At 70.3% G+C, this 22,353-nt stretch carries 19 protein-coding genes; 7 read left to right on the top strand and 12 right to left on the bottom strand.

Going from position 1 to position 22,353, the window contains the following annotated elements; translation table 11 throughout:
* On the bottom strand, positions 1-200 hold a 200-nt coding region (locus TR46_RS44570), incomplete at its 3' end, for a hypothetical protein (protein ID WP_236655521.1).
* On the opposite strand from TR46_RS44570, the gene TR46_RS42565 reads away from it, so the two are divergent.
* On the top strand, positions 199-939 hold the full coding sequence (locus TR46_RS42565; protein ID WP_236655520.1) for a YsnF/AvaK domain-containing protein: 741 nt from the start codon (positions 199-201) through the stop codon (positions 937-939). The genes TR46_RS44570 and TR46_RS42565 overlap by 2 nt on opposite strands.
* Positions 940-946: 7 nt before the next feature.
* Here TR46_RS42565 and TR46_RS26615 read toward each other — a convergent pair whose 3' ends face one another.
* The gene (locus TR46_RS26615) at positions 947-2,428 is read right to left on the bottom strand and encodes a DNA polymerase IV (RefSeq protein ID WP_042405842.1); all 1,482 of its coding nucleotides are present in this window, start codon (positions 2,426-2,428) and stop codon (positions 947-949) included.
* A gap of 258 nt (positions 2,429-2,686) precedes the next feature.
* Here TR46_RS26615 and TR46_RS42560 point away from each other — a divergent pair, with 258 nt between their 5' ends.
* From TR46_RS42560 to TR46_RS41380, 6 genes are all read left to right on the top strand, one after another.
* Positions 2,687-2,860 carry a hypothetical protein gene (locus TR46_RS42560; protein ID WP_161790198.1) on the top strand — a complete coding sequence of 58 codons (174 nt, stop codon included), beginning with the start codon at positions 2,687-2,689 and terminating at the stop codon, positions 2,858-2,860.
* A gap of 156 nt (positions 2,861-3,016) precedes the next feature.
* Entirely contained in the window at positions 3,017-5,263 is a 2,247-nt protein-coding gene (locus TR46_RS26610; RefSeq protein WP_052433108.1) for an FxsB family cyclophane-forming radical SAM/SPASM peptide maturase, read from the top strand.
* Positions 5,264-5,348: 85 nt separating this feature from the next.
* Entirely contained in the window at positions 5,349-6,119 is a 771-nt protein-coding gene (locus TR46_RS26605; RefSeq protein WP_042405898.1) for an AAC(3) family N-acetyltransferase, read from the top strand.
* A 78-nt stretch (positions 6,120-6,197) separates the two neighbouring features.
* Complete coding sequence (locus tag TR46_RS26600) at positions 6,198-7,514, top strand: TIR-like protein FxsC (protein ID WP_161790197.1); 1,317 nt, start codon at positions 6,198-6,200, stop codon at positions 7,512-7,514.
* Between the two features lie 42 nt (positions 7,515-7,556).
* Entirely contained in the window at positions 7,557-11,471 is a 3,915-nt protein-coding gene (gene fxsT / locus TR46_RS26595; RefSeq protein WP_042405840.1) for an FxSxx-COOH system tetratricopeptide repeat protein, read from the top strand.
* A gap of 3 nt (positions 11,472-11,474) precedes the next feature.
* The gene (locus TR46_RS41380; protein ID WP_042405838.1) at positions 11,475-12,362 is read left to right on the top strand and encodes an alpha/beta fold hydrolase; all 888 of its coding nucleotides are present in this window, start codon (positions 11,475-11,477) and stop codon (positions 12,360-12,362) included.
* A 48-nt stretch (positions 12,363-12,410) separates the two neighbouring features.
* Here TR46_RS41380 and TR46_RS26585 read toward each other — a convergent pair whose 3' ends face one another.
* The 10 genes from TR46_RS26585 to clsA all read right to left on the bottom strand — a co-directional run bounded on the left by TR46_RS26585 (position 12,411) and on the right by clsA (position 22,038).
* Positions 12,411-13,100, bottom strand: a complete 690-nt coding sequence (locus tag TR46_RS26585) for a SanA/YdcF family protein (protein ID WP_042405893.1) — start codon at positions 13,098-13,100, stop codon at positions 12,411-12,413.
* A 59-nt stretch (positions 13,101-13,159) separates the two neighbouring features.
* The gene (locus tag TR46_RS26580) at positions 13,160-13,861 is read right to left on the bottom strand and encodes a MerR family transcriptional regulator (RefSeq protein ID WP_042405836.1); all 702 of its coding nucleotides are present in this window, start codon (positions 13,859-13,861) and stop codon (positions 13,160-13,162) included.
* 215 nt (positions 13,862-14,076) lie between these two features.
* Positions 14,077-14,547: a bifunctional nuclease family protein gene (locus TR46_RS26575; protein WP_042405834.1), complete on the bottom strand. Its 471-nt coding sequence runs from the start codon at positions 14,545-14,547 to the stop codon at positions 14,077-14,079.
* Positions 14,548-14,676: 129 nt separating this feature from the next.
* Complete coding sequence (gene ftsR, locus TR46_RS26570) at positions 14,677-15,447, bottom strand: transcriptional regulator FtsR (protein ID WP_042405832.1); 771 nt, start codon at positions 15,445-15,447, stop codon at positions 14,677-14,679.
* Positions 15,448-15,511: 64 nt separating this feature from the next.
* Positions 15,512-16,039: a double zinc ribbon and FHA domain-containing protein gene (locus TR46_RS45395; RefSeq protein ID WP_042405827.1), complete on the bottom strand. Its 528-nt coding sequence runs from the start codon at positions 16,037-16,039 to the stop codon at positions 15,512-15,514.
* A 394-nt stretch (positions 16,040-16,433) separates the two neighbouring features.
* Entirely contained in the window at positions 16,434-17,159 is a 726-nt protein-coding gene (locus TR46_RS26560; protein WP_052433107.1) for a DUF881 domain-containing protein, read from the bottom strand.
* Positions 17,160-17,411: 252 nt separating this feature from the next.
* Positions 17,412-17,744: a small basic family protein gene (locus tag TR46_RS26555; RefSeq protein ID WP_042405824.1), complete on the bottom strand. Its 333-nt coding sequence runs from the start codon at positions 17,742-17,744 to the stop codon at positions 17,412-17,414.
* On the bottom strand, positions 17,741-18,664 hold the full coding sequence (locus TR46_RS26550) for a DUF881 domain-containing protein (RefSeq protein ID WP_236655518.1): 924 nt from the start codon (positions 18,662-18,664) through the stop codon (positions 17,741-17,743). The genes TR46_RS26555 and TR46_RS26550 overlap by 4 nt, the downstream gene beginning before the upstream one ends.
* Positions 18,665-18,846: 182 nt before the next feature.
* Entirely contained in the window at positions 18,847-21,345 is a 2,499-nt protein-coding gene (locus tag TR46_RS26545; protein WP_042405819.1) for a mannose-1-phosphate guanyltransferase, read from the bottom strand.
* 84 nt (positions 21,346-21,429) lie between these two features.
* Positions 21,430-22,038, bottom strand: a complete 609-nt coding sequence (gene clsA / locus TR46_RS26540; protein ID WP_042405817.1) for a cardiolipin synthase ClsA — start codon at positions 22,036-22,038, stop codon at positions 21,430-21,432.
* Positions 22,039-22,353 lie beyond the last annotated feature (315 nt).

The following is a 22,353-nucleotide window of genomic DNA, read 5'->3' as shown; positions in this document are numbered from 1 at the left end:
CCCCCCCCCCCCGCGCCCCCCCAAGCGCCCGCCTCGCCGATCGTTCCGGCCGCCGCCGTTGCGGCCACCGCCGCTTCCGCGCCTGCCAGGGCCGCCGAGCCGACCACGACCCAGGCCATGCCGGTGATGACCCCCGGCGCCCCCGCCACGGGAACCGGGTCCTCGCCGACCACCGGCACCAGCCGCACCTCCGCCTTCATGGCGCCCCAGCCGGCCCGGACGGCCGCGACCCCACCGGCCGCCCCCGCGGCCCCGGCTGACGCCGCCACTGCCACCACCACCCCCGCTGTCACCTCTGCCTCCGCCTCCAGTTCCGCCGAGCCGGCCCCGTCGCTGCAGAAGACGGACCGCCGCCCGGACCGACCGGACCCGCTCACCGGCCCGCTGCCCGGCACCGCGTCCGCCGCCACCCAGGCCCCCCAGGGCGGGGTCCCGGAGCCGATCGAGTTCGTCTGCCGCGAGGAGCGGCTGGACATCTCCACCGAGTGGCGCGTCCTCGGCAAGGCCCGGCTGCGCAAGTACGTCACCGCCGAGCAGGTGGAACGCCGGGTGCCGGTGATCCGCGAGCGGATCCGGGTCGAGCGGGTTCCGGTCGGCGCCGACGAGCGGGCCCGGCTGACGGAGCAGGAGATCACCGAGAGCACCGAGGAGGTGACCCTGCACGAGCAGCGGGTCGTGGTCCGCAAGGCGGTCGTCCCGGTGGAGCGGATCCGCCTGGTGACCGAGCGGTTCACCGAGGAGGAGATCGTCCGCGACGAGCTGCACCGGGAGCACATCCAGGTGCAGGACAGTTCCCGCCCGGCCGGGCCGACCGCGGTGCCCGGCACCGGCCAGTCCGACGGTCAGTCCGGCGCCGGCCAGGCCGCCGGCGCCGCTCCGTCCACACCTCCCGCGGCGCCCGGACGACCCGACCTGCCGGGCCACGCCATCGGCGCCTGACGCCCGCTCACACCTCTCCGGCCGAGGCCGACCCGCGCACCAGTGGCAGCGGGTCGGCCTTCGCCAGTTCCGGGTCGTCCACCGAGAAGGTCCGCACCGGCCCGCGCTCGCTCCAGGGCGTCTCGAAGCGCACGGTGACCCGGCCCACCCCGCTGCCCTGGACCCAGCCGTGGCCGAGCTCGGCATGGCGCACGTCCTGACCCGGCATCCAGCGCCGCACGGTGAGCAGCGTGCCGACACCGCCGCCGGGGTGGAACGCCCTCGGCGCTCCCGGCCCCCCGTAGGCGGCCTCCCCGCCGCCGTCCCCGCCCTCCGCTTCGGGGTCGTCCGCAACGGGGTCGTCCGCGTCGGCCAGCGCCCGCAGATCCGCCTCGGCCTCCGCGGCCTCGTGCTCGGCCTGGGCGAACAGGTCCTCCTGGGTGAAGTCGGCCAGCCCGGACACACCGACCCCCAGCAGCCGCACTCCCCCGGTCAGTTCGACCGACTCCAGCAGTCGCCGGGCCATCGCCGAGATCACCAGCGGGTCGTCGGTCGGCGCGGGCAGCGTCTCGGACCGGGTCAGCGTGGTGAAGTCGAACAGCCGCACCTTGACCACCACGGTCCGCCCGGACCGACCGGCCGCCCGCAGCCTGCGCACGCACCGTTCGGCCAACCGGTCCAGCTCGGCCCGGATCAGCTCCCGGTCGCCCAGGTCGACCTCGAAGGTGTCCTCCACCGACACCGACTTGGCGTCCCGCTCGGCCACCACGGCGCGTTCGTCCCGTCCCAGCGCCAGCGCGTGCACCCCGGCCCCGTGCGCCCGCCCCAGCAGCCGCACCAGCTCGTCCTCGGTGGTGGCCGCGATCTGCGAGACCTGGGTCATCCCGAGCCGGCGCAGGGTCTCGGCGGTGGCCGGCCCCACCCCGGGCAGCGCCCGCACCGGCAACGGGTCGAGCACCTCGCGCTCCCGCCCCGGCTCGATCAGCACCAGGCCGTCCGGCTTGGCCTGCTCGGAGGCGATCTTCGCAAGGAACTTGGTGCCGGACAGCCCCACCGAGGCGGTCAGGCCGACCGCCGCCAGGATGTCGGCGCGCAGGTCCTCCCCCAGCGCGCGGACCAGCTCCGCACCCTCCTCGGGGGTGCCCTCGCGCAGCAGCCCGCCGTAGGGGCCCGCCTCCAGGTCCACGAAAGCCTCGTCCAGGCTCAGCGGCTCCACGAGCGGGGAGAGCTCCCGGAGCAGGCCCATCACCAGATCGCTGACCTGGCGGTAGAGCTCGAACCTGGGGATCAGGTAGGCGGCGTGCGGCGCACGGCGGCGCGCCTGCGCCATCGGCATCGCCGAATGCACCCCGAACACCCGCGCCTCGTAGGAGGCGGTGGCGACGACCCCGCGCCCCCCGAGGCCGCCGACCACCACCGGCTTCCCACGCAGGCTCGGCTTGGACGCCTGCTCCACCGACGCGAAGAAGGCGTCCATGTCAAGGTGCAGGATCGATGGCACGGACCGCATGCACCCATCCTCGCCGACAGCACTGACAACCGAGGCAAAGGCTGACCAGCGCGGACGCGTCAACTTCGTGCGGGGGAACACCACGAAAGCGGTCGCATTCACTCGGAAAGCCCAGTTGGAGATATTAACGCTGTTCCCGGTGATAGAGTCCCGGCAGGGTGCTGTGAAGTGCCCGCCAAGATGGTCGACCTGAACGGAGGAGCTTTCACCTGGACAGAGAGATGATCTTGGCAATCAATCACTCTTGACGAGGATGCCATGACTCTGTCGATTCCGCCGGTGACAGCTCCCGCACAACAGGTTGGCGCGCGACGCCGCCTTTCCCTCGCCGCGCTGGACGTGCGTCAGCCCGCATCCGCCACCCATGCAGCACGGACTCTCGGCCTTCCCGCGGTGCGCAAGAAGCCCATCACCTTCGACTCCGCGCTCTGACCCCCGGTGCCGTGCAGGGCACCTGCACGGCACCGGCATACAGGGACATTCAACGCCGTACCGAAATCGGTCGTATTGGCCGACAATCCCGCCTCGTAATGATGCACTTCAGGCCAAACGGTTCGCCGAGGATTCAACCGCTCATAGAGTGGAAAAGTGATATACCCAGCCCTGCGGCAAGTCATTGTCAAGATCCACAGCAGGTGTGATCTTGCATGCGACCACTGTTACATGTACCAGCATGCTGATCAGAGCTGGGTCACCCGCCCGAGAGTGATGGCGGAAGAGACGGTCCGGCAGATCGGTCAGCGGCTGTCCGCGTACGCGGTCTCCCACAGCCTCGATTCCGTCTCCGTCATCCTGCACGGTGGGGAGCCTCTGCTGGTGGGACCTCGGAGAATGCACACCCTCTGCGAGGAGATCCGGTCGGCCATGCCACCGGACACGACCTTAGATCTGCGGGTGCACACCAACGGCACCCAGTTGGGGCCGGAGTTCCTGCGCATCTTCCGCGAGCATGGGGTACGTGTCGGTCTCTCCCTGGACGGTGACCGGACCGCGAACGACCGCCACCGTCTGGACCATCGCGGACGCAGCAGCTACGACCGCGCCGTCCGCGCCGTCCGGCGGCTACACCTCCCGGAGAACCGACATCTCGACCTCGGCCTGCTCTGCACCCTGGACGTCACCAACGACCCCGTGGCAGTGCACAACGCCCTGACCGATCTCGATCCTCCACGGATCGACTACCTCCTGCCGCATGCCACTTGGGACAGCCCCCCGGACGGGCTCAAGGAGCGGGCGATGCAGGGTCCGGGCGGAGTCGGTCCCGGCTCGGAGACGGAACGACCGACCCCCTACGCCGACTGGCTGCTGGCAGTGTTCGACCGATGGGAAGAGCAGGGGCGCCACACTCCTGTCAGGACCTTCGAGTCGGTGCTGAGCACCCTTCGAGGTGGCCCCAGCCTTACGGAGGCCCTGGGCCTGGCCCCGACCGACCTCGTAGTGGTCGAAACCGACGGGACATTCGAGCAGGTCGACTCGCTGAAGGTCGCCTATCCCGGCGCCCCGGAGACCGGGCTGGACGTCTTCCACAACAGCTTCGAGGACGTCGCCGCCCACCCGGGCCTGATCGCCCGACAGCGCGGTCGGGACGGTATCAGCGAGACATGCCGTCAGTGCCCGGTCGTCGAGTCGTGCGGCGGCGGCCTGTACTCGCACCGCTATGCTCCGGGGAGCGGTTTCGACAACCCCTCGGTCTACTGCACCGACCTGCGGGTCTTCATCGACGGCGTAGCAGAGCGGATTACCCGGCGGGAGCTGTGCCCCGCAGTGACCGACCGGGACGAACTTCGCTATCAGCAGACCGAGGTCAACCGTAGCCTGGCCGCGCTCCTGCATGACCAGCGCAAGGATGACCCGGCAGTCGCGAAGTCCTGGCGCTTCCTGGTCGAACTGGACCGCGATCCTGAGACGGCCACCAGCGTCGACACGGTGCTGACCCATCCCTTCGTCCGCCATTCTCTGCTGCGGGCCAAAGGCGCCGGCGCTCCCGTCGACGCCGACCCGCTGGCGCCACTGGCCGCCGCGGCCGCCATCCGCGCCGGCGTGAACGCCACAGTCACCTGGGAGTCGGACGGCCCCGAGGTACACCTGCCGTCCCTGGGCACTCTGCTACTGCCTGTCGCCGGAAGGATCCAGCTGACGTCCGGGCCGTCCGGCTTCACCGCGTCCCGGGGCGGGACAACGGTCCGAGTCGGCCAGGACGATCCTGTTCCGGCCGACCCCTGGCGTCCCCTGGCCTCCATGGCGACGTCGGCAGGCACCGTCCTGCTGGACGACGCCGATCCCGGCCGGGACTGCTTCCACACACGCGTCGTGCCGCCGTTCACCGCCAGCGACATCCAACTACTGCTCAAACGCTGGCAGATGGCGTGGTCCGACCTCGACGACAGGATCCCGGGCTGGCACCGTGCCGCGTCGGTCCTACCGCCCACAGTGCTGACGCCTCTGGCCCGCCCGACCGGGTCCGACGGGGCAGTCAATGCCGTGGTGGTCGCCCAGGCGGTGGGAGCGGTCGGCCTGCCGTCGGACTGCGAGGGCATCGAGGCGTCCCGGCTACTGCTGCGGGGGGCCCGGCGGACCCGCCTCGCGGCGCTCGGTGCAATCACCGACCTGTGTGTGGCGGGAAGCCGCGCAGAGAACCTGTTTGACTCGCTCAGTGACGCCCTGGCGGACGGCGCCTTCTGGCGTGGCCACGCCGACGAGCCGTACCAGCGGGCCCTGGCGACGGCGGACCGTGCCCAGCGGCGGCTCGCGGAGCTGCCGGACCGTCAACTCACTGCAACTGGAAAGGTCCTGCTCCGTCAGCTGCGCAGGGAGCAGGACTTGCATGAACAGTAGGCGCACTCAGACGCTCCCGCCCACGGCCCGCCTTGATGCCGGAGGCTTCGACCCCGTACCGCGCGAAGCGGGCGCACTCCTCCGGATGCTGTTCAGACGCCTGGGCGTGCGTCCCGGCTCGGTGCTTCTCGTTCACGCGTCGCTGCGCGGCAGCGGCCTGCGGTCCCAGCAACTGCTGGCCGCCCTGATACAGACCCTCGGCCCGGAGGGGACGGTGGTGGTGCCCAGCTTCACCCCAGAGAACTCCAGCACATCGCGGGTGCACCGAGCAGCGACGGCCCGGCTCACGGCCGCGGAGCAGGCGCGAATGCTGGCACATATGCCTCCGTTCGATCAGGCGACGACCCCTTCCCCCACCACCGGCCGGTTCGCGGAGGGAGTGCGCACAGCAGCGCATTCGGTGCGCAGCAGCCACCCGCAGACGTCGTTCGCGGCACTCGGCAGGCGAGCGGCAGAGCTGATGGAGGGACACGAGTTGGACTGCCATCTCGGGGAGCGGTCGCCGATGGCGCGGCTGTACGAGGCGGCCGCCGACATCCTCCTCTTCCGTGTGGGTTACGAGGTCTGCACGGCGTTCCACCTCGCCGAGTACCGTCGCGGCGGACCGCTGCCGCATCGGCGTTACCGTTGTGTGGTGGACAGTCCCGGCAACTGGGTGGAGTTCACCGATGTGGCTCTGTCCGATGCGGACTTCGCCGAGGTGGGGTCCCGACTGCCGGCCGGGCTGGCGCGCACCGGCGCGTGGCTGGGGCGGCCGGTGAGCCTGATGCCCATGCGGCCTGCTGTCGATCGTGCCCAGAGCATCCTGGCCGAGATCCGACACGGATTGTCCGAAACTGCTCACATTCGCCGATGAGCAGGTCGGGCATATTGGTTGGTCCGGAAGGGTGCGGGACTCTGTCGTGGGGCGCCGCACGGACAGGCGGGGGAGCGCGTGTTCGACTGGAGGTGGGAACACAAGCTCGACAACAGGCCGTACTTCTTCCTGAGTTACGCCCATACGCCGTCCTGGGGAGCGGGGAACGGTGACCCGGACCACTGGGTACACATCCTCTTCGCCGATCTGTGCGAGAACATCATGCACCTCACCGACCTGCCGGCCGGAGCACCCGTCGGCTTCATGGACCGCGAACTGCGCTCCGGTGACGGGTGGCCCGAGGCGCTGAGCCAGAATCTGGCAGTGTGCCGGGTGTTCGTGCCGCTGTTCTCGCCCCGGTATTTCGCCAGCAAGATGTGCGGCCGCGAGTGGTTCGCGTTCAACGAGCGAATCCTGCGGACCCGCGCTGGTGGCGGTGGCGCCGTGCCAGCGATCGTACCGGCCCTCTGGACCCGAGTGGAGCTGGACCAACTGCCCGACTCGGTGCGGCACATCCACATCGATCACGCCGCCATCGGGGCCAGGTACGCGGAGGAGGGGATCTACGGCCTGATCAAGCTCAACCGACTGCAGGACGAATACCAGGAGACGGTACTGCGGCTCGCCCAGCGTATCGTCCGGGTGGCGACCGAGTCGCCGCTGCCGCCGGGCAGCCCCCGCCACTACGAGCGGACCCCCAGCGCCTTCAAGCCGCGCGGCGAGGGCCCGCGTCGACTACATCTCAGCGTCGCCGCGCCGACCCGTGACACCATACCCGGGCACCGGGACACCGACCCCTATGGTGAGAGTGCCCAGGACTGGAACCCCTATCCGACTGAGTCCACCCAGCCGCTGCCGACACTGGCCGAGGAGCTGATCCGATCGCTGGACTACCGCATCACCGTCTCCTCCTTCGATGACGAGGAGGTGCCCGAGGATCTCGGTGCCCCAGGCTCCCCGGACGGGAATGGCGGATGGCGGTACCGGGCGGACGAGAAGACTCCCCCCGACGGACCGGTGATCCTGCTGGTCGACCGCTGGGCACTCGCGGACGAGGAACGCCAGCGCAGGCTCAAGGCATTCGACACGACGGCGGGCCCGTGGGTGAACGCAGTAGTGCCCTGGAACCGCGCCGACGCGCAGTGCCAGAGCGAGGAGGGGCGTCAGCTCGCCGAGGAACTCGAACGCACCCTGCCGCTGACGCTCGACCGCGGGCGGCGGACCGACTGCCGGATGGCCGTCACCGGCGTGCCGACCCTGAAGGCCTTCACCGACATCCTGCCCGCGGTCGTGGCCAACACCACCCGGCAGTTCCTGAAGCACGCCACGGCGCATCCGCCGGCCGGCCCCGAGGTCCCGCGGCCCCGACTGCCCGGCCCCCTGGATCCCCTCTGACCGTACTCGCGCGAGCCGATGCCGATGACACGGAGGACGAGCATGACCACTCCGCACGAGGGACAAATCATCACGTACTACTCGTACAAGGGCGGTACCGGCCGCACCATGGCCCTGGCCAACACGGCATGGATACTGGCCGCCAGCGGCTTTCGGGTACTGGCGGTGGACTGGGACCTGGAAGCCCCGGGGCTGCACCGGTTCTTCCACCCCTTTCTGGACCGGGACGTACTCAGCTCCACCACCGGCGTTATAGACCTGATCACCGAGTACTGCTGGGCTGCCACTACCGGGGAGCCGCGCACCGGACCCTGGCACCGCGCCTACGCGCGAGTGGAGCCGCACGCCGTCTCGCTGACCCCGGAACGCCTCGGCCTGTCCTTTCCGGGGAACGCCACCCTCGACTTCCTCTCGGCAGGCCGCCAGGACCGGAGCTACTCCGCCACGGTCTCACAGTTCGAGTGGGACAATTTCTACGAGCGGCTCGGCGGCGGCATTTTCCTGGACGCACTGCGTGAGGACATGAAGGCTTCCTACGACTACGTCCTCATCGACAGCCGTACTGGGCTCTCCGACAATGCGGACATATGCACCATCCACATGCCCGACGTGCTCGTCGCGTGCTTCACTCTGAGCGACCAGTCGATCGATGGCGCAGCGGCAGTGGCGCACAGCGTCGCTGAAGGCTATCGGAACCGGCCCGTGCGCGTCCTGCCGGTGCCGATGCGGATCGACGAGAACGAGAAGGAGAAAGTGGACGCGGGCCGAGCGCTGGCCCGGCTGCGATTCGAGAATCTGCCGACCGGACTCGACCCCGAGGCTGCCGGCTCCTACTGGGGCACCGTCGAGATCCCCTACCGCCCCTACTACGCCTACGAGGAGACTCTGGCGACCGTCGGCGACGAACCTGGGCTGCCCACCTCCTTGCTCTCTGCCTTCGAACGGCTCACCGGAGTGGTGACCGAAGGAGCGGTCGCCACGATGCCACCGATCCCGGAGCCGGTGCGACTGAGGTGCCGGGGTGCCTTCGTCCGGCGGCGCCCGCTCCCCACCCCCTCCGAGGTGGTGGTTGCGCACATGCCGGAGAACCGCATGTGGGCGGAGTGGCTGGTCAACGTGATGGCCAGGCTGGGTTGTCAGACCTCGCTGCTGGATCTGTCCCTGGCCGCGCCAGAGCCCACCGAAGGTTCGGTTCGAACCGTCGTACTACTCTCCACCGCCTTCCTCAATTCCAGGCATGCAGCCGAAGCCTGGCGCACCCTGAGCGAGAAGGGCACGCTTCACCGTTCCTCGCTGCTGCCGATCCGAGTGGACGAAGCCCGCCTTCACCCCTCCCACCAGGAGCGCAATCCCCTCGACCTGCACCGCCTGGACGAGGACAGCTGCATCCTCGGCGTGCAGCGGGCACTCGGCCTCCCAACGAGCCCGGTGGAGTCGGACCCGAGCGGCCCGCGCTTCCCGGGCAGAGTGCCTGGGATCTGGAACGCCCCCCAGCGAAATGCCGCCTTCACCGGGCGTAACCAGGCCCTTGAAGCCATGCGCGACGAACTCTGCGCGGGCATGGCTGTCGTGCTGCCCAAGTCCCAGACCCTGTTCGGTCTCGGTGGGATCGGCAAGACCCAGATAGCGATCGAGTACGTACACCGGTTCATGGCCGACTACGACGTGGTGTGGTGGATCTCCGCCGAGCACATGGACAACGTGGTGGCCTCGCTGGCCGAACTCGCCTCCCGCCTCGGCATACCGAAGAAGGACATGTCCCAGGCCAGCCACGAGGCGGTCCAGGCGCTCAGCTCGGGCAGCACGGGTCTGCGCTGGATCCTGGTCCTGGACAACGCCGACGACCCAGGTCGGCTCGCCCCGTACATCCCCACCGGAGGTGGCGGCCACATCTTGGTCACCTCGCGCAACCAGAACTGGTCCCGGCACGGCGCGGCCCTTGCCGTCGACGTCTTCCGCCGCGACGAGAGCGTCGAGCACCTGCTGCGGCGGGCTCCCGGCCTTTCCCCCGAGGAGGCGGACCGGGTGGCGGTGGCCCTCGGCGACCTGCCCCTCGCGATGGAGCAGGCAGGCGCCTGGCTGGCCGAGACGGCGACCCCGGTCGCCGACTACCTGGAGCAGCTCTCTGACCAGACCACCGATGTGCTCGGGATGAACCAGCCGCCCGACTACCCGGAGCCGGTCGCCGCCACCTGGAACATCTCCATCGCACGACTGCGGGAGCGGTCGCCGGCCTCGGTGCGGTTGCTGGAGCTGTGCGCGTTCCTGGCGCCCGAACCGATCTCCTCCCAGCTCCTCTACAGCAAGGAGATGATCGACGCGCTGAGACCGTATGACCCGGCATTGCAGGAGAAGCTCGTGCTCGGTCGGGTGATCCGGGAGATCGGTCGGTTCGCACTGGCCAGAATCGACCAGGTCAGCAACAGCATCCAGGTGCATCGCCTGGTCCAGGCAGTGATCCGGTCCAGGATGAGCGAGGAGGAGCAACGGCACACCCGGCATGTGGTCCACACGGTGCTGGCCGGAGCCCGCCCGGACGGCGACGAACCGATCAACGACCCCGAGACCTGGCCGCGGTACGACGTGATCTGGCCCCATCTCGCCGCCTCCGAGGCACGGTTCTGCAGCGAGCCTGAGACCCGTCGGCTGCTGATCGACCGGGTGCGCTACCGGTGGAGCCGCGGCGACCTGCCCGGAGCCCAGGACCTCGCCGACGAACTGCTTCGGGACTGGGCGCTGACCCTGGGTGAGAACGACGTGCAGTACCTCTACCTGCGCTGCCAGTTGGCCAACGTACTGCGCTCCCAGGGGCGCTTCGTGGAGGCCCGCGCCATCGACGAGGACCTCCTGGCCCGGCAGCGCCGGGTGCTCGGCCCGACCCATCCGCACACCTACGTCACCACCTCCAGCCTGGCGGCGGACCTCTCCGCGCTGGGTGCTTACGAACCGGCGGTAGAACTGGCGCGCGAGGCGCACGAGGGCTTCAGCCAGATCTTCCACGAGTCGCATCCCCGCACGCTGAGCGCCGCGAACAACCTCGGACTGGCCCTGCGCATGGTCGGCCGCTACGCGGAGGCCCTGGCCCTGGATCAGGACCTACTGGACCGCCGGACCGAGGTCCTGGGCCCCGACCACCCGCACACGCTTTCCTCTGCCAGTCGACTGGGCCGCGACCTTCGCGAGGTAGGGCGCTACTTCGACTCCATGACTCTGCTCTCGCGCACCTACGGGTCCCACAAGCGGGTCCTCGGCCGTACTTTCCCCAACACGCTCAGTTGCGCGAAGTCGCTGGCCGTCTCACTGCGCCGGGCCGGGCAGTTCGAGGAGGCACGGCGGCTGACCACGGCGACCCGCGAACGCTACCGCGCGGAGTACTCCACCCCCAATCCGGACACGCTGGCCTGCGACCTGAACATGGCCGCCGATCTCTTCGCCGCCGACGAGCGGCAGGCCGCCCGGGAGGTGGCCGATGCGGCGCTGGCCGAGTACATGAAAGTCCCGGGCGAGTCCCATCCCTACACCCAGACCGCATTGAACAACCTTGGGATCTTCCTGTGGGGCTGCGACGAGCAGGAAGAGGCGGAGCGGGTGTTCCAACGGGCGCTTCCCCGGATGGAGCAGGTGCTCGGCGACCGTCACCCGCACACGCTCTTCTGCCGCGTCAACTACGCCAATGTGCTGGTCGCCCTCGGTCGCCCAGAGGAGGCACGACAGTTGGAGGACCGAGCACTCCCCGCTCTCCGCGCCGTGCTCGGCCTGCACCACCCGGAGACCCTGGCCGTCGCGGCTAACGCCGGGCTGACTCTGCAGTTGCTCGGCGAGACGGCGACCGGGCTGACCCTGCACGACCAGGCCGTCGCGGAGTTGCGGCAACTGCTCGGGGAGGACAACGGCATCACCCGGGTCGCGTGCGACAACCGCCGGATCTACCGGGATCTTGAACCCATGGAGGTCTGAAGGATGCGTGTCCACGTTCGTAGCCACGACGGCCGTACCCTGCTCGTCGAGCGGTCCGGCGACCCGCACGGCGACCCAGTGTTCCTGCAGCACGGCACCCCTGGCAGCAGAGTCGGCCCGCGACCGCGCGCCATGGTTCTGTTCCACCGCGGTGTCCAGCTGATCAGCTACGACCGGCCCGGCTACGGCGGCTCCGACCGCCACCCCGGCCGCCGCGTCGCCGACGCGGTCCAGGACGTCACGGACATCGCCGACGCACTTGGCTTGGACCGCTTCGCCGTGGTCGGTCGATCCGGCGGAGCACCGCATGCCCTGGCCTGCGCTGCCCTGCTGCCGGAGCGGGTGACCCGCGCGGCGGCCCTGGTAAGCCTCGCGCCCCCGGACGCCGAGGGACTGGACTGGTTCGCGGGTATGACCCGCTACAACGAGGACAACTTCAGATTCGCCTCCGCCAACCCTGACGGCTATGCCGCTGGCCTGATCCCCCGGTCGAACGCGATCCGCCGCAACCCTGCCAGCCTGCTCGACGACCTGCGCCACGACCTGACCGCCGAGGATCAGCACATCGTCTCCGACACCGGCATCCGATTCATGCTGCTGCGCAACTACCAAGAAGCGCTCCGCAGTTCGCCGTACGGATGGATCGACGACGCGCTGGCGCTGTGCTGCCCCTGGGGCTTCGACCCGGCGACCATCCGTATCCCAGTACTCCTGTGGCACGGGGGCAGGGACGTCTTCTCACCAGCGTCCCACTCGTCCTGGCTGGCCGCCCGAATCCCCGGGGTCACCGCCGTCATCGAACCCGCTGCGGCTCATTTCGCTGCCCTGGCCGCACTGCCGTCGGTACTGGCCTGGCTGCAGCGGGGAGCCGCGCAGCACGATGCCGCCTGACCTGAGGCGTTTGCCTGGCCGGTCCGCGGCTGGATCCGTCAGAACCTCCTAGCCCCACCTCGCCAACGTGGTCACCTTCGGTCCGAGCAGCGACGGCGCCGGCTTCAGTACCGCGTCAAGGAGGGCCTCCCCTGCCGCAGGCAGCTCGCGGACCCCGCCGTAGTACCACGTGGTGTCATGCGGTTCGTCCACGCCGATGCCGTAGGCATCGATCCCGGCTGCCCGGCACATGCCGACCGCACGGCGGACGTGGAAGCCCTGGGTGACCAGCAGGGCGCGGTCCACGCCGAAGATCCGGTGGGCCCTGCTGCAGGAGTCCCAGGTGTCGAACCCGGCGTAGTCGCGGACCACCCGCTCGGCCGGGACCCCGTGCTGCAGCAGATAGGTCCGCATCGCGTCGGGCTCGTCGTAGCCGGTGTGCCCGTTGTCGCCGGTGACCAGGAGTGCCTTGACCTTCCCGGCCCGGTACAGGGCCAGCGCGGCGTCCAGCCGGTGGGCCAGATAGGGCGACGGCCTCCCCTGGTCCAGCCCGGCCCCGAAGACCACCGCGACCGGCTCGGACGGTGCGTCGGCGACGGTCCGCAGCCGACCGCCCTCAGCGATGTACAACCAAGCCGACGGAAGCAGCGCCAGCAAGGCCGCCGCAGCGACGATCCGAACCGCCCGGCGCTGCCCCCGCCGGGTCCGCAGCACCGACCGCACCCACCGCAGCCCCGCCCGCAAACGTCCCCGTGCCATCCGCACACCCCGCAGCTCCCGGGCCCCTCCCCAGGGCTCTGATCACTGCGGACGCGGTGTCAGCCCGCGCGGTTGCGGCGCCGGGCCAGCTCGTCGCCGGGGTCGAAGCCGACCAGCGTCTCCCCCGTGTCGGCGCGCTCGCCGTGCAGCCGGCCCAGCGAGCCCTCCAGCTCGCGCCAGACCGCGCCCAGGGCGATGCCGAAGACGCCCTGGCCGCCCTGGAGCAGCTCCACCAGCTGGTTCGGCGAGGTGCACTGGTAGACCGAGGCCCCGTCGCTCATCAGCGTGATCCCGGACAGGTCGGCGATCCCGCAGGCCCGCAGGTGCACCACCGCGGCGCGGATGCTCTGCAGCGAGACCCCGGCGTCCAGCAGCCGCTTGACCACCTTCAGCAGCAGCACGTCCCGGAAGCCGTAGAGCCGCTGGGTCCCCGACCCCTGCGCGGCCCGGACGCTGGGCTCGACCAGTCCGGTCCTGGCCCAGTAGTCCAACTGGCGGTAGGTGATCCCGGCCGCCGCGCACGCAGTGGGGCCGCGGTAGCCGATCAGCTCGGAGGAAGGGCCGGCCGTCTGCTCGGACCCACCGGCCCCGTCGGCACCGTCGGTCGTCTCGTCGGGGGCCGCCCCGCCCTGCTGGGGCACGACGCCCGGAAGGGCCTCCCACCCGTTTCGCGCCGCCCGCATCGACCGCTGCGGGGCGTGCTGCGTCGGATGGAGGGGGCAGGAACCACCTGCGGCCGTGCCGTCGCCGGTGCTGCTCACACGGCCCTCCGTTCCACTCGTCCTCCGGATCCGTCGCTGAGGGGGCGGGGTGGCGCACCCTGGACGTCCACAACCGACGGTAGGCAGTTGGCCGACGTGCGTCAACGATCGCCACGCTGGGCATGGCGGGTGATGTCGCCCCGACGAGTGGTTTGGCGTGTCCTGGCCGGGGGTAGGGGGCTTCGATTGCCTGCGTAACGCCTCGCGGGCGTGCGCTACTGGCTGCTGCCGAAGTCCTCGGGCGAGATCTGGTCCAGGAACTCCCGGAACCGCTCGACCTCGTCCTCCTGCTCGTCCGGGATGGCGATCCCGGCCTCGTCCAGCACCCCGTCGCTGCCGTAGATCGGCGCGCCGGTCCGCAGCGCCAGCGCTATGGCGTCCGAGGGACGCGCGCTGACCTCCACACCGCTGGCGAACACCAGTTCGGCGTAGAAGACCCCCTCGCGGAGGTCGGTGATCCGCACCTCGGTGAGCTGTTGGCCGACCGCCTCCAGCACATTGCGGAAGAGGTCGTGCGTGAGCGGGCGCACCGGGGTCATCCCCTGCTGCGCGAAGGCGATCGCCGTGGCCTCCCCCGGTCCGATCCAGATGGGAAGGTACCGGTCACCACCGACCTCGCGCAGCAGCACGATCGGCTGGTTGGACGGCATCTCCACCCTGACACCCACGACGTCTAGCTCGTTCACACTCGCAACCCTAGGGCGCGCCGCCCCGATACTCCAGTTCTGATTGATTTCGGTGAATGCCGCAGTGGCGCTGCTCAGCGTCCGGTGGGCGTCCGACCTGCACCCGACGTGCGTCCGATGAGCGCCCGGTCAGAGTCCGGGGCGGGCCCGCAGCCCGGCCTGGACCAGTGCGGCGTGCAGCCGCACCGACAGCGTGGCCAGCTCGCGGGCCAGCGCCGCGGCATGGGCCCGGGTCTGCGGATTGCGGTGCCTGCGCAGCGGCGCGACCACCTGCTCCACCAGCCCGACCTCCCGGTCCGCCGCCGCCTTGACGGCGCGCAGGTGCCGCGGCTCCAGGCCGAACCGGCCCAGTTCCGCCACCAGCCGGGCGACCTGCAGCATCTCCGGGTCGTAGCCGCCCTCGGGGGTGGCCACCACCAGTCCGTACGACTCCCAGTCGGCCAATTGCTGCTCGGCCACCCCGGCCGCCGCCAGCAGCTCCGCCCGCCCCAGCCGGGGGCCGGGGACGAACACCTCCGGATGCGCCGGGTCGGCCGCGGAGCCGGGCAGGGCGGCCGCCGAGGGCTCGATGGCGTGCTGCTCGGCGCCGGGCAGCGCCGGCGGCTCCTCGCCCGCGTCCACGGCGTCCAGGTGCTCCCTGATCACCCGCAGCGGCAGATAGTGGTCCCGCTGCATCCGCAGCACCTGCGCCAGCCTGGAGACGTCGGCGCGGCTGAACTTCCGGTAGCCCGAGGGCGTCCGCTGCGGCTCGACCAGGCGCTCCGCCTCCAGGAAGCGGATCTTGGAGATGGTCACCTCGGGGAACTCGTCACGGAGCACCCCGAGCACCGCACCGATGCTCAGCAACTGCTTGCCGGCCTCGACGGCACCGACCTCGAACCTGCCGTTGTCGCCCTGCACAGGACCGCTCCTCCGTTGTGCGCCGCTCCCGGCCGCAGCCGGTCCCGGCGGAACATCCCCCTGCTCAGAACCCCCGGCGGCTCTCGAAGAAGACCACCCGGTACTTGCCGATCTGGACCTCGTCGCCCGTGCTCAGCGGCACCTCGTCGATCCGCTCGCGGTTGACGTAGGTGCCGTTGAGGCTGCCCACGTCGGCCACGGTGAAGCCGGTCGGCGTGCGGCGGAACTCGACGTGGCGCCGGGACACGGTGATGTCGTCCAGGAAGATGTCGCTCTCCGGATGCCGGCCCGCCGTGGTCACGTCGGTGTCCAGCAGGAACCGGCTGCCCGAGTTGGGCCCGCGGCGGACCACCAGCAGCGCCGAGCCCGGCGGCAGCGCGTCCACCGCGGCCTGCGCCTCGGGCGAGATCAGCGGGGTGGCCTGAGTGGACGTCACCTCGGGGTCGTAGGCCTCCAGGCCCGAGATCGAGATCGTGGACGTCTGCTCCGACAGCCCCTCCGCCTGACCCCGCGCCCGCAGCGGCGCACCGCAGTTGGAGCAGAACCGGCTGGCCTCGGGGTTGCTGCTGCCACACCGGGTGCACACCGTCATCCCTGCGGCCTCCTGTCGCGGATCGCCTGCCTGAGCCTGCGCATACGGATCGGTCCCAAACCCTCCAGCTGAGGTTGAGGGTACCGCTCCCGGTGCTATGCCCGCCCCACCACCGAAACCGGCGTGTCGCTGGTCCTCCCGGTACATCGGACGCTCCTGGGCCGGCGCCAGCGCGTCGCCCTCGTCCGGACCGCGCATGCCCGGGACGGCCCGATGGCGTGCGGTGGGCGCCTCGACCGCGCCCTGGGGGGACTTACGACCGAACAGCTTCGAGAACAGACTCACGGACGATTCCCCTTGCGTGACACGAGCCTGCCCGAGGGGCAGGGTGAAGCCATCATGGACGATAGTTGAGAACTGCTGTCGACAGGGCCGTGGGCGACCCGCCGGTACCTCATGGCTGCGCCGAGTGAGCGTAGCCAGGCGTGCTCAGCGGGATCAAGGCCGTCACCGACAGCGACTTCTGCTCGGAGACGGTGGCTGACGCCCCCTGCAGCTTGTCGACGGACTGGACCACACCACCGGGGATCCCCAGCGCGACATCGAGGTCGTGCGAGTTCCCGATGACAGTGAAGCGGTAGGGCTGGGTGACCTTGGTACCGCCGGTGACGACGGTCCCCGGGTCGGCGTCGGAGAACCAGGTGCCGGCGACCACGCGTACATTGTTGATCTGCACCGCCTCCGCCCCAGCTGCGCGCAGCTCCTCCAAAGTGTTGAGCAGCATATCTGCTTGCACCTTGCCGCCGGGGTCGTTGACGGTGAGGACGATGCCCGGCCCCGTCGCCGCGACCGTACCCGCCAGTACACCCAACTGCTGCTCCTTGGTGCGGGTCTGCTTCTGCGCCTCGGCGGCCTGCTGCGAGCTGTTCTGCAGCGTCGCCAGCGACGACTGCAGCTGCTGGCGGTCGTCCTGCAGCCGCTGCTGCTTGGCGTCCACCTCGTCCAGCACCCGCACCAGGTCCTCCTGGCGGGCGCCGCGCAGCTGCGTCTCGGTATTGGTCGAGCGCACCTGGATGGCCAGGCCGAGACCCAGCGAGCACAGCAGCAGGGCGACCACCACCTGCGGCCGCGACAGCCGCGGCGGCCACAGTGCGGCGGCGAGCCGCTGACGTCCGGTCAACCGCTCGGGCTGCTCCGCCGTCCCTTCGGCCGCTCGGTCCGCAGTCTGATCCTCCGCTTGATCCGCTGCTCGATCCGCTGCTTCGTCCGCCGTCCGATCCGCGGCTTGATCGGGGACAGGCGGCAGCGGCGTTGGGGGCTGCTCCCCCGACGCTCTCTCGTGCTGGCCCACCTGTCACTCCCGCCGCTTGCGACCTGCGCCGATCATCCTGCCATCCGTCCTACCCGGCCGAAGCACCGGGTGCACCAGGCCCTAAGCCCGGAACACATGCCGTCTGATCGCCGCCGCATTGGAGAAGATCCGGATCCCCAGCACCACCACCACGCCGGTGGACAGCTGCGAGCCCACCCCGAGCTGGTCGCCCAGGAACACGATCAGCCCGGCCACCACCACGTTCGAGAGGAACGAGACCACGAAGACCTTGTCGTCGAAGATGCCGTCCAGCATGGCCCGGATCCCGCCGAAGACCGCGTCCAGCGCGGCCACGATGGCGATGGGCAGGTACGGCACCAGCCCGGTCGGGATACCCGGCTGGACCACCAGCCCGACGACGACCCCGATCACGAGGCCCAGTACGGCGATCACGGTGTTGCTCCTCCCCTGCCGGACGGGGTCGCGTACTGCAGGCCGCTCCTGGCCGCCGCAGGCAGATCCACCCGGTCCTCACTGCTGATGCTGTATCTGATGGCGTAGTCCGCCTTGAGCTGGTCCAGGTAGACGCCGCCGTCGACGTTCTGCCGGAAGCCGTCCGCCAGCGCCCCGCCGCCGACGGCGTCCAGGATGTAGGGGAGGGCCAGTGGATGGTTGTCGACCAGTATGGCGTCGCCGGCCGCCCGGATGGCCGACAGCGAGGTGAGCCGCTGACCGTTGATCGCGACGCCTTCGGCCCCGGCCTGCCAGAGCGCGTTGACCACCAGCTGCACGTCCCGGTCCCGGACCCGTCCGGTGTCGCTGAACCCTGCCGCGGTCCGCGGATTGCTGCCGCCGTCGGTGCCGGCCGACACCGCGTCGTCCAGCGTCACCTGGATCCCAGGGCCGTAGGCCGCGCCCGCGCCGGTGACCAGCTGCAGCTGCTGCAGCTGCGAGGTGTCCCCGGCGCCGGTCCCGCCCGCCTCGGCCTGCTGCTGGAGCTGCTTCAGCTGGGCCCGGTCCTTGTCGATCTGCTGCTGCACCTGGTCGGCGTTGGCCTGCGCCGTGCCCACCCGGGCGATCAGCTCCTGCCGTTCCTGCGCCGCCACCGGGGCCGAGGCCCTGACCTGCACCGCCCCCACCGTCAGCACCAGCGCCGCGAGCAGCAGCCCGCCGCCGAGGAAGAGCTTGCCGCGCAGCGACCGGGGCATCCGGCTGCTGCCGTACTCGCCCCGGCTGCGAGCCGCCTCCGCGTAGCCGTCGTCGAGGGCGTGCTCCATGACATTGGTGAGCAGGAACATGGACGCGTCGGGGCGCGAACTCCAGCTTCCCGCGGCGCTCGCAGCCCTCTCACCGTCCACCCCTGTCCTCGACATGCGCCACATCGTCCCACGTCGCACCGGCGTCACCGGCGCAACTCGCGCCGCGGGCGGCCAACCCGGCACACGATCGTGACAAACCCCGACGCACCGAGGGCCGGCGCCGCGACGGTGAGTCGCGGCGCCGGCCCTCGGCTGGGCGCAGCCGCGTGCTGCCGCGCCCAGCGTCGTCCTGCTGCCTATTCGCGGTCGGTGGACTCGACCACCGCGCTCCACTCGTCCAGCAGCGCCTGCGTGGAGACGTCGTCGGGACCCTCGGCCCAGAGGTGGGTGACCGCCTCGGCCGGGTCGGGCACGACCATGGTCCAGCGGCCGTCGCTCTCCACCACCCGCACCCCGTCGGTGGTGTCGACATGCCGCTCGCCGGCCGCCTCCACCACCGAGCGCATCACCATGCCCTTGGCGGACCACGGCGTCGCCAGGTCGCGGCGGTGCACATGGGCCTTGGGGATCCGCGCGTCGATCTGGCTCAGCGTCAGCTGCGTCCGCGCGACCAGCCCGACCAGCCGGACGAAGGCGGCGGCGCCGTCGAAGATCCCGCTGAACTCCGGGATCACGAACCGGCCGCGGCCGTCGCCGCCGAAGATCGTGCCCTCTGCGGAGGAAGCGCTGGTCAGAGCGTCGGGCGAGGTCGTCGTCCACTGCACCTGGGTGCCGTGGTAGGCGGCGACCTGCTCGGCGATCCTGGTCGTGGTCACCGGCAGCGCCACCTTGCCGCTGCGGCCCTCGGCCGCCACCAGGTCGAGGAAGACCAGCAGCGCCCGGTCGTCCTCGATCAGGTGCCCGCGCTCGTCCACAAAGGACACCCGCTCGCCCACCGGGTCAAACCGCACCCCGAACGCCGCCTTGGAGGAGGCCACCAGCTCCCCGAGCCGCACCAGACCCGCCCGGCGCTCCTCGGCCGTCTCGGTCGGCCTGGCCTCGTTCATGCCCTGGTTGACGGTCAGCGCCTCGATGCCCAGTCGCCCCAGGATGCTGGGAAGGACAAGGCCGGCGCTACCGTGCGCGGCGTCGATGACGACCTTCAGCCCGGCCTCGGGCACCCCGCTGGTGTCCACGGCGCGCAGCAACGTCCCTGCGTAGGAGTCGAAGACGCTGGCCGGGAAGGTCAGGTCGCCGATCTCACCGGGGAACGCCCGGCGGTACTCCTGCCTGGCGTAGACCCGGTCCAGCTTGCGCTGGCCGGCCTGGGAGAGGTCCGCGCCGCGCTCGTCGAAGAACAGGATGTCCAGCGAGTCCGGCACCCCGGGCGTGGTCCGCAGCATGATGCCGCCGGCGCTGCCTCGGGCCGTCTGCTGCCGGGCCACCGGCATCGGCACGTTCTCCAGGTCGCGCACGTCGATGGCGCTGGCCTGCAGCGCCGAGATCATGGCCCGCTTCAGCGCCCGGGCGCCGCGGGAGTGGTCACGCGCGATGGTGACCATCGCGCCCTTCTTCAGCGTCGTCGCGTAGGCGCCGGCCAGCCGGACCGCCAGCTCGGGCGTGATCTCGACATTGATGATCCCGGAGACGCCGCGCACGCCGAACAGGTGCTCCTGTCCGCGGGACTCCCAGATCACCGAGGTGTTGACGACCGCGCCGGCCTCGATGGTCTTGAACGGGTACACGCGGACATTGCCCGCGATGATCGACTCCTCCTCGATCAGGCACTCGTCCCCGATCACCGCCCCGTCGTCGATCCGCGCCGCCCGCATCACATCGGTGTTCTTGCCGATGACGCAGCCGCGCAGATTGGACTGGGGCCCGATGTAGACGTTGTCGTGCACGATCGCCCGGTGCAGGAACGCCCCGCGCTTCACCACGACGTTGCTGCCGAGCACGGTGTTCTCCCGCAGCTCGACCCCGCCTTCGACCTTGGCGTAGTCGCCGATGTAGAGCGGTCCGCGCAGCACCGCCTCGGGATCCACCTCGGCGCCCTCGGCCACCCACACGCCGGGGGAGATCTCGAACCCCTCGATGTCGACGTCGACCTTGCCCTCCAGCACGTCGGCCTGGGCCTTCATATAGCTGTCGTGGGTGCCCACGTCCTCCCAGTAGCCCTCGGCGACGAAGCCGTAGATCGGCTTGCCCTCCTTGAGCAGCTGCGGGAAGACGTCCCCGGACCAGTCGACGGAGGTGTCCGCCGCGACGTAGTCGAAGACCTCGGGCTCCATCACGTAGATCCCGGTGTTCACCGTGTCCGAGAAGACCTGGCCCCAGGTCGGCTTCTCCAGGAAGCGCTCGACCCGGCCCTCGTCGTCGACGATGGTGATCCCGAACTCCAACGGGTTCGGCACCCGGGTCAGGCACACGGTGACCAGCGCGCCCTTGGACCGGTGGAACTCCATCAGTTCGGTCAGGTCGAAATCGGTCAGCGCGTCGCCCGAGATCACCAGGAACGAATCGTCCTTGAGCGCGTCCTCGGCGTTCTTGACGCTTCCGGCGGTTCCGAGGGGGGTCTCCTCATTCGCATAGGTAAGCCTCATCCCCAGCTCTTCGCCGTCCCCGAAGTAGTTCCGGACGAGCGAGGCGAGGAATTGCACGGTCACAACGGTCTCGGTCAGCCCGTGGCGCTTCAGCAGACGGAGCACATGCTCCATGATCGGTCGGTTCACGACCGGAAGCAGGGGCTTGGGCATGCTCGAGGTCATAGGGCGGAGGCGCGTGCCCTCGCCTCCGGCCATCACAACGGCCTTCATGTCGGGTGGTTCCTCCTTGTGGCCTTGGCGGAGCTGTCATCCGACGACCGACTCCGCCACGGGCGCCCAGAGGCCACCCGGCGATCAGCCGGCCGCGGCGCCCGTCCGTACCAGACGACGGGTTTGAACCGCGTACAGGATCCCTGCCCACCAATACAGCGTCGTACCCCACCAGACGAACGCCCATCCGATGATGAATGCCACACTCCCGAGCCAGTCACTCCTCTGTGTGAGCAGAAGCAACGGGAATGCGTACATCAGATTGAACGTAGCCGCCTTCCCCAGGAAATTCACCCCGGGCGGCCCGTAGCCGTGCTTCCGCAACACCGGCAGCAGCGAGGCGATGAACACCTCCCGACCCAGCAGAAGTGCGGTCAGCCACCAGGGCATGATGCCGCGCCAGGTCAGCCCGACGATCGTCGACAGCACGAACAGCCGGTCCGCGAGCGGATCGAGCAGTTGACCCAGACGGCTGATCTGCCCCCACCGGCGGGCCAGCTTTCCGTCCAGGTAGTCGCTGATCCCGCTCGCCATCAGGATGAGAATGGCCCATCCGTCATTGTGCGGCCCTCCGAACTCCGGCCACAGCACCAGCCACAGGAACACCGGCACACCGACGAGCCGCGCCATGCTGAGCACGTTGGGGATGGTGAGCACGCGGTCGGTCTGGACTCGCGTCTCCTGAACCTCCACCCGGGAGCCTCCTGGGACGAACGGACGATGGGATGTACGGCTGCGGCCGTGTGGCTGTGTGGTCGTGTGCTGTACAGGGACTTTACCTTCCCATGGGAGGGAGGTGTGTGAGTGGGGAGGCGGCGCGGGCGAGTTGGTGCTTGCTTGTTGCTGTTGCTCGCTCCGCTCGCCGGCCAACTGCGGGGAGGGGACGGCCGGGCTGGGCGCCGTTGGCCCGTGCGGCGCGGGTGTGCCCCGGCTGGAACGTTTCCTCAGCCCCCACCACCGGCCTGCGGCCCGGGGGACGGCGCATACCCGGGCCTCCAGAATTCGGGG

The organism is Streptacidiphilus carbonis (genome assembly GCF_000787775.1).
Classification (GTDB): Bacteria; Actinomycetota; Actinomycetes; order Streptomycetales; family Streptomycetaceae; genus Streptacidiphilus; species Streptacidiphilus carbonis.
This window is presented reverse-complemented; position numbering and strand designations above follow the sequence as displayed.

Bases quoted from the DNA above. Each gene is read 5' to 3' on its own strand.
- TR46_RS42565 (WP_236655520.1), top strand. From the start codon at position 199: ATGGCGCCCCAGCCGGCCCGGACGGCCGCGACCCCACCGGCCGCCCCC.
- TR46_RS26615 (WP_042405842.1), bottom strand. From the start codon at position 2,428: ATGCGGTCCGTGCCATCGATCCTGCACCTTGACATGGACGCCTTCTTC.
- TR46_RS42560 (WP_161790198.1), top strand. From the start codon at position 2,687: ATGACTCTGTCGATTCCGCCGGTGACAGCTCCCGCACAACAGGTTGGC.
- TR46_RS26605 (WP_042405898.1), top strand. From the start codon at position 5,349: ATGCTGTTCAGACGCCTGGGCGTGCGTCCCGGCTCGGTGCTTCTCGTT.
- fxsT (WP_042405840.1), top strand. From the start codon at position 7,557: ATGACCACTCCGCACGAGGGACAAATCATCACGTACTACTCGTACAAG.
- TR46_RS41380 (WP_042405838.1), top strand. From the start codon at position 11,475: ATGCGTGTCCACGTTCGTAGCCACGACGGCCGTACCCTGCTCGTCGAG.
- TR46_RS26585 (WP_042405893.1), bottom strand. From the start codon at position 13,100: ATGGCACGGGGACGTTTGCGGGCGGGGCTGCGGTGGGTGCGGTCGGTG.
- TR46_RS45395 (WP_042405827.1), bottom strand. From the start codon at position 16,039: ATGACGGTGTGCACCCGGTGTGGCAGCAGCAACCCCGAGGCCAGCCGG.
- TR46_RS26550 (WP_236655518.1), bottom strand. From the start codon at position 18,664: ATGTCGAGGACAGGGGTGGACGGTGAGAGGGCTGCGAGCGCCGCGGGA.
- TR46_RS26545 (WP_042405819.1), bottom strand. From the start codon at position 21,345: ATGAAGGCCGTTGTGATGGCCGGAGGCGAGGGCACGCGCCTCCGCCCT.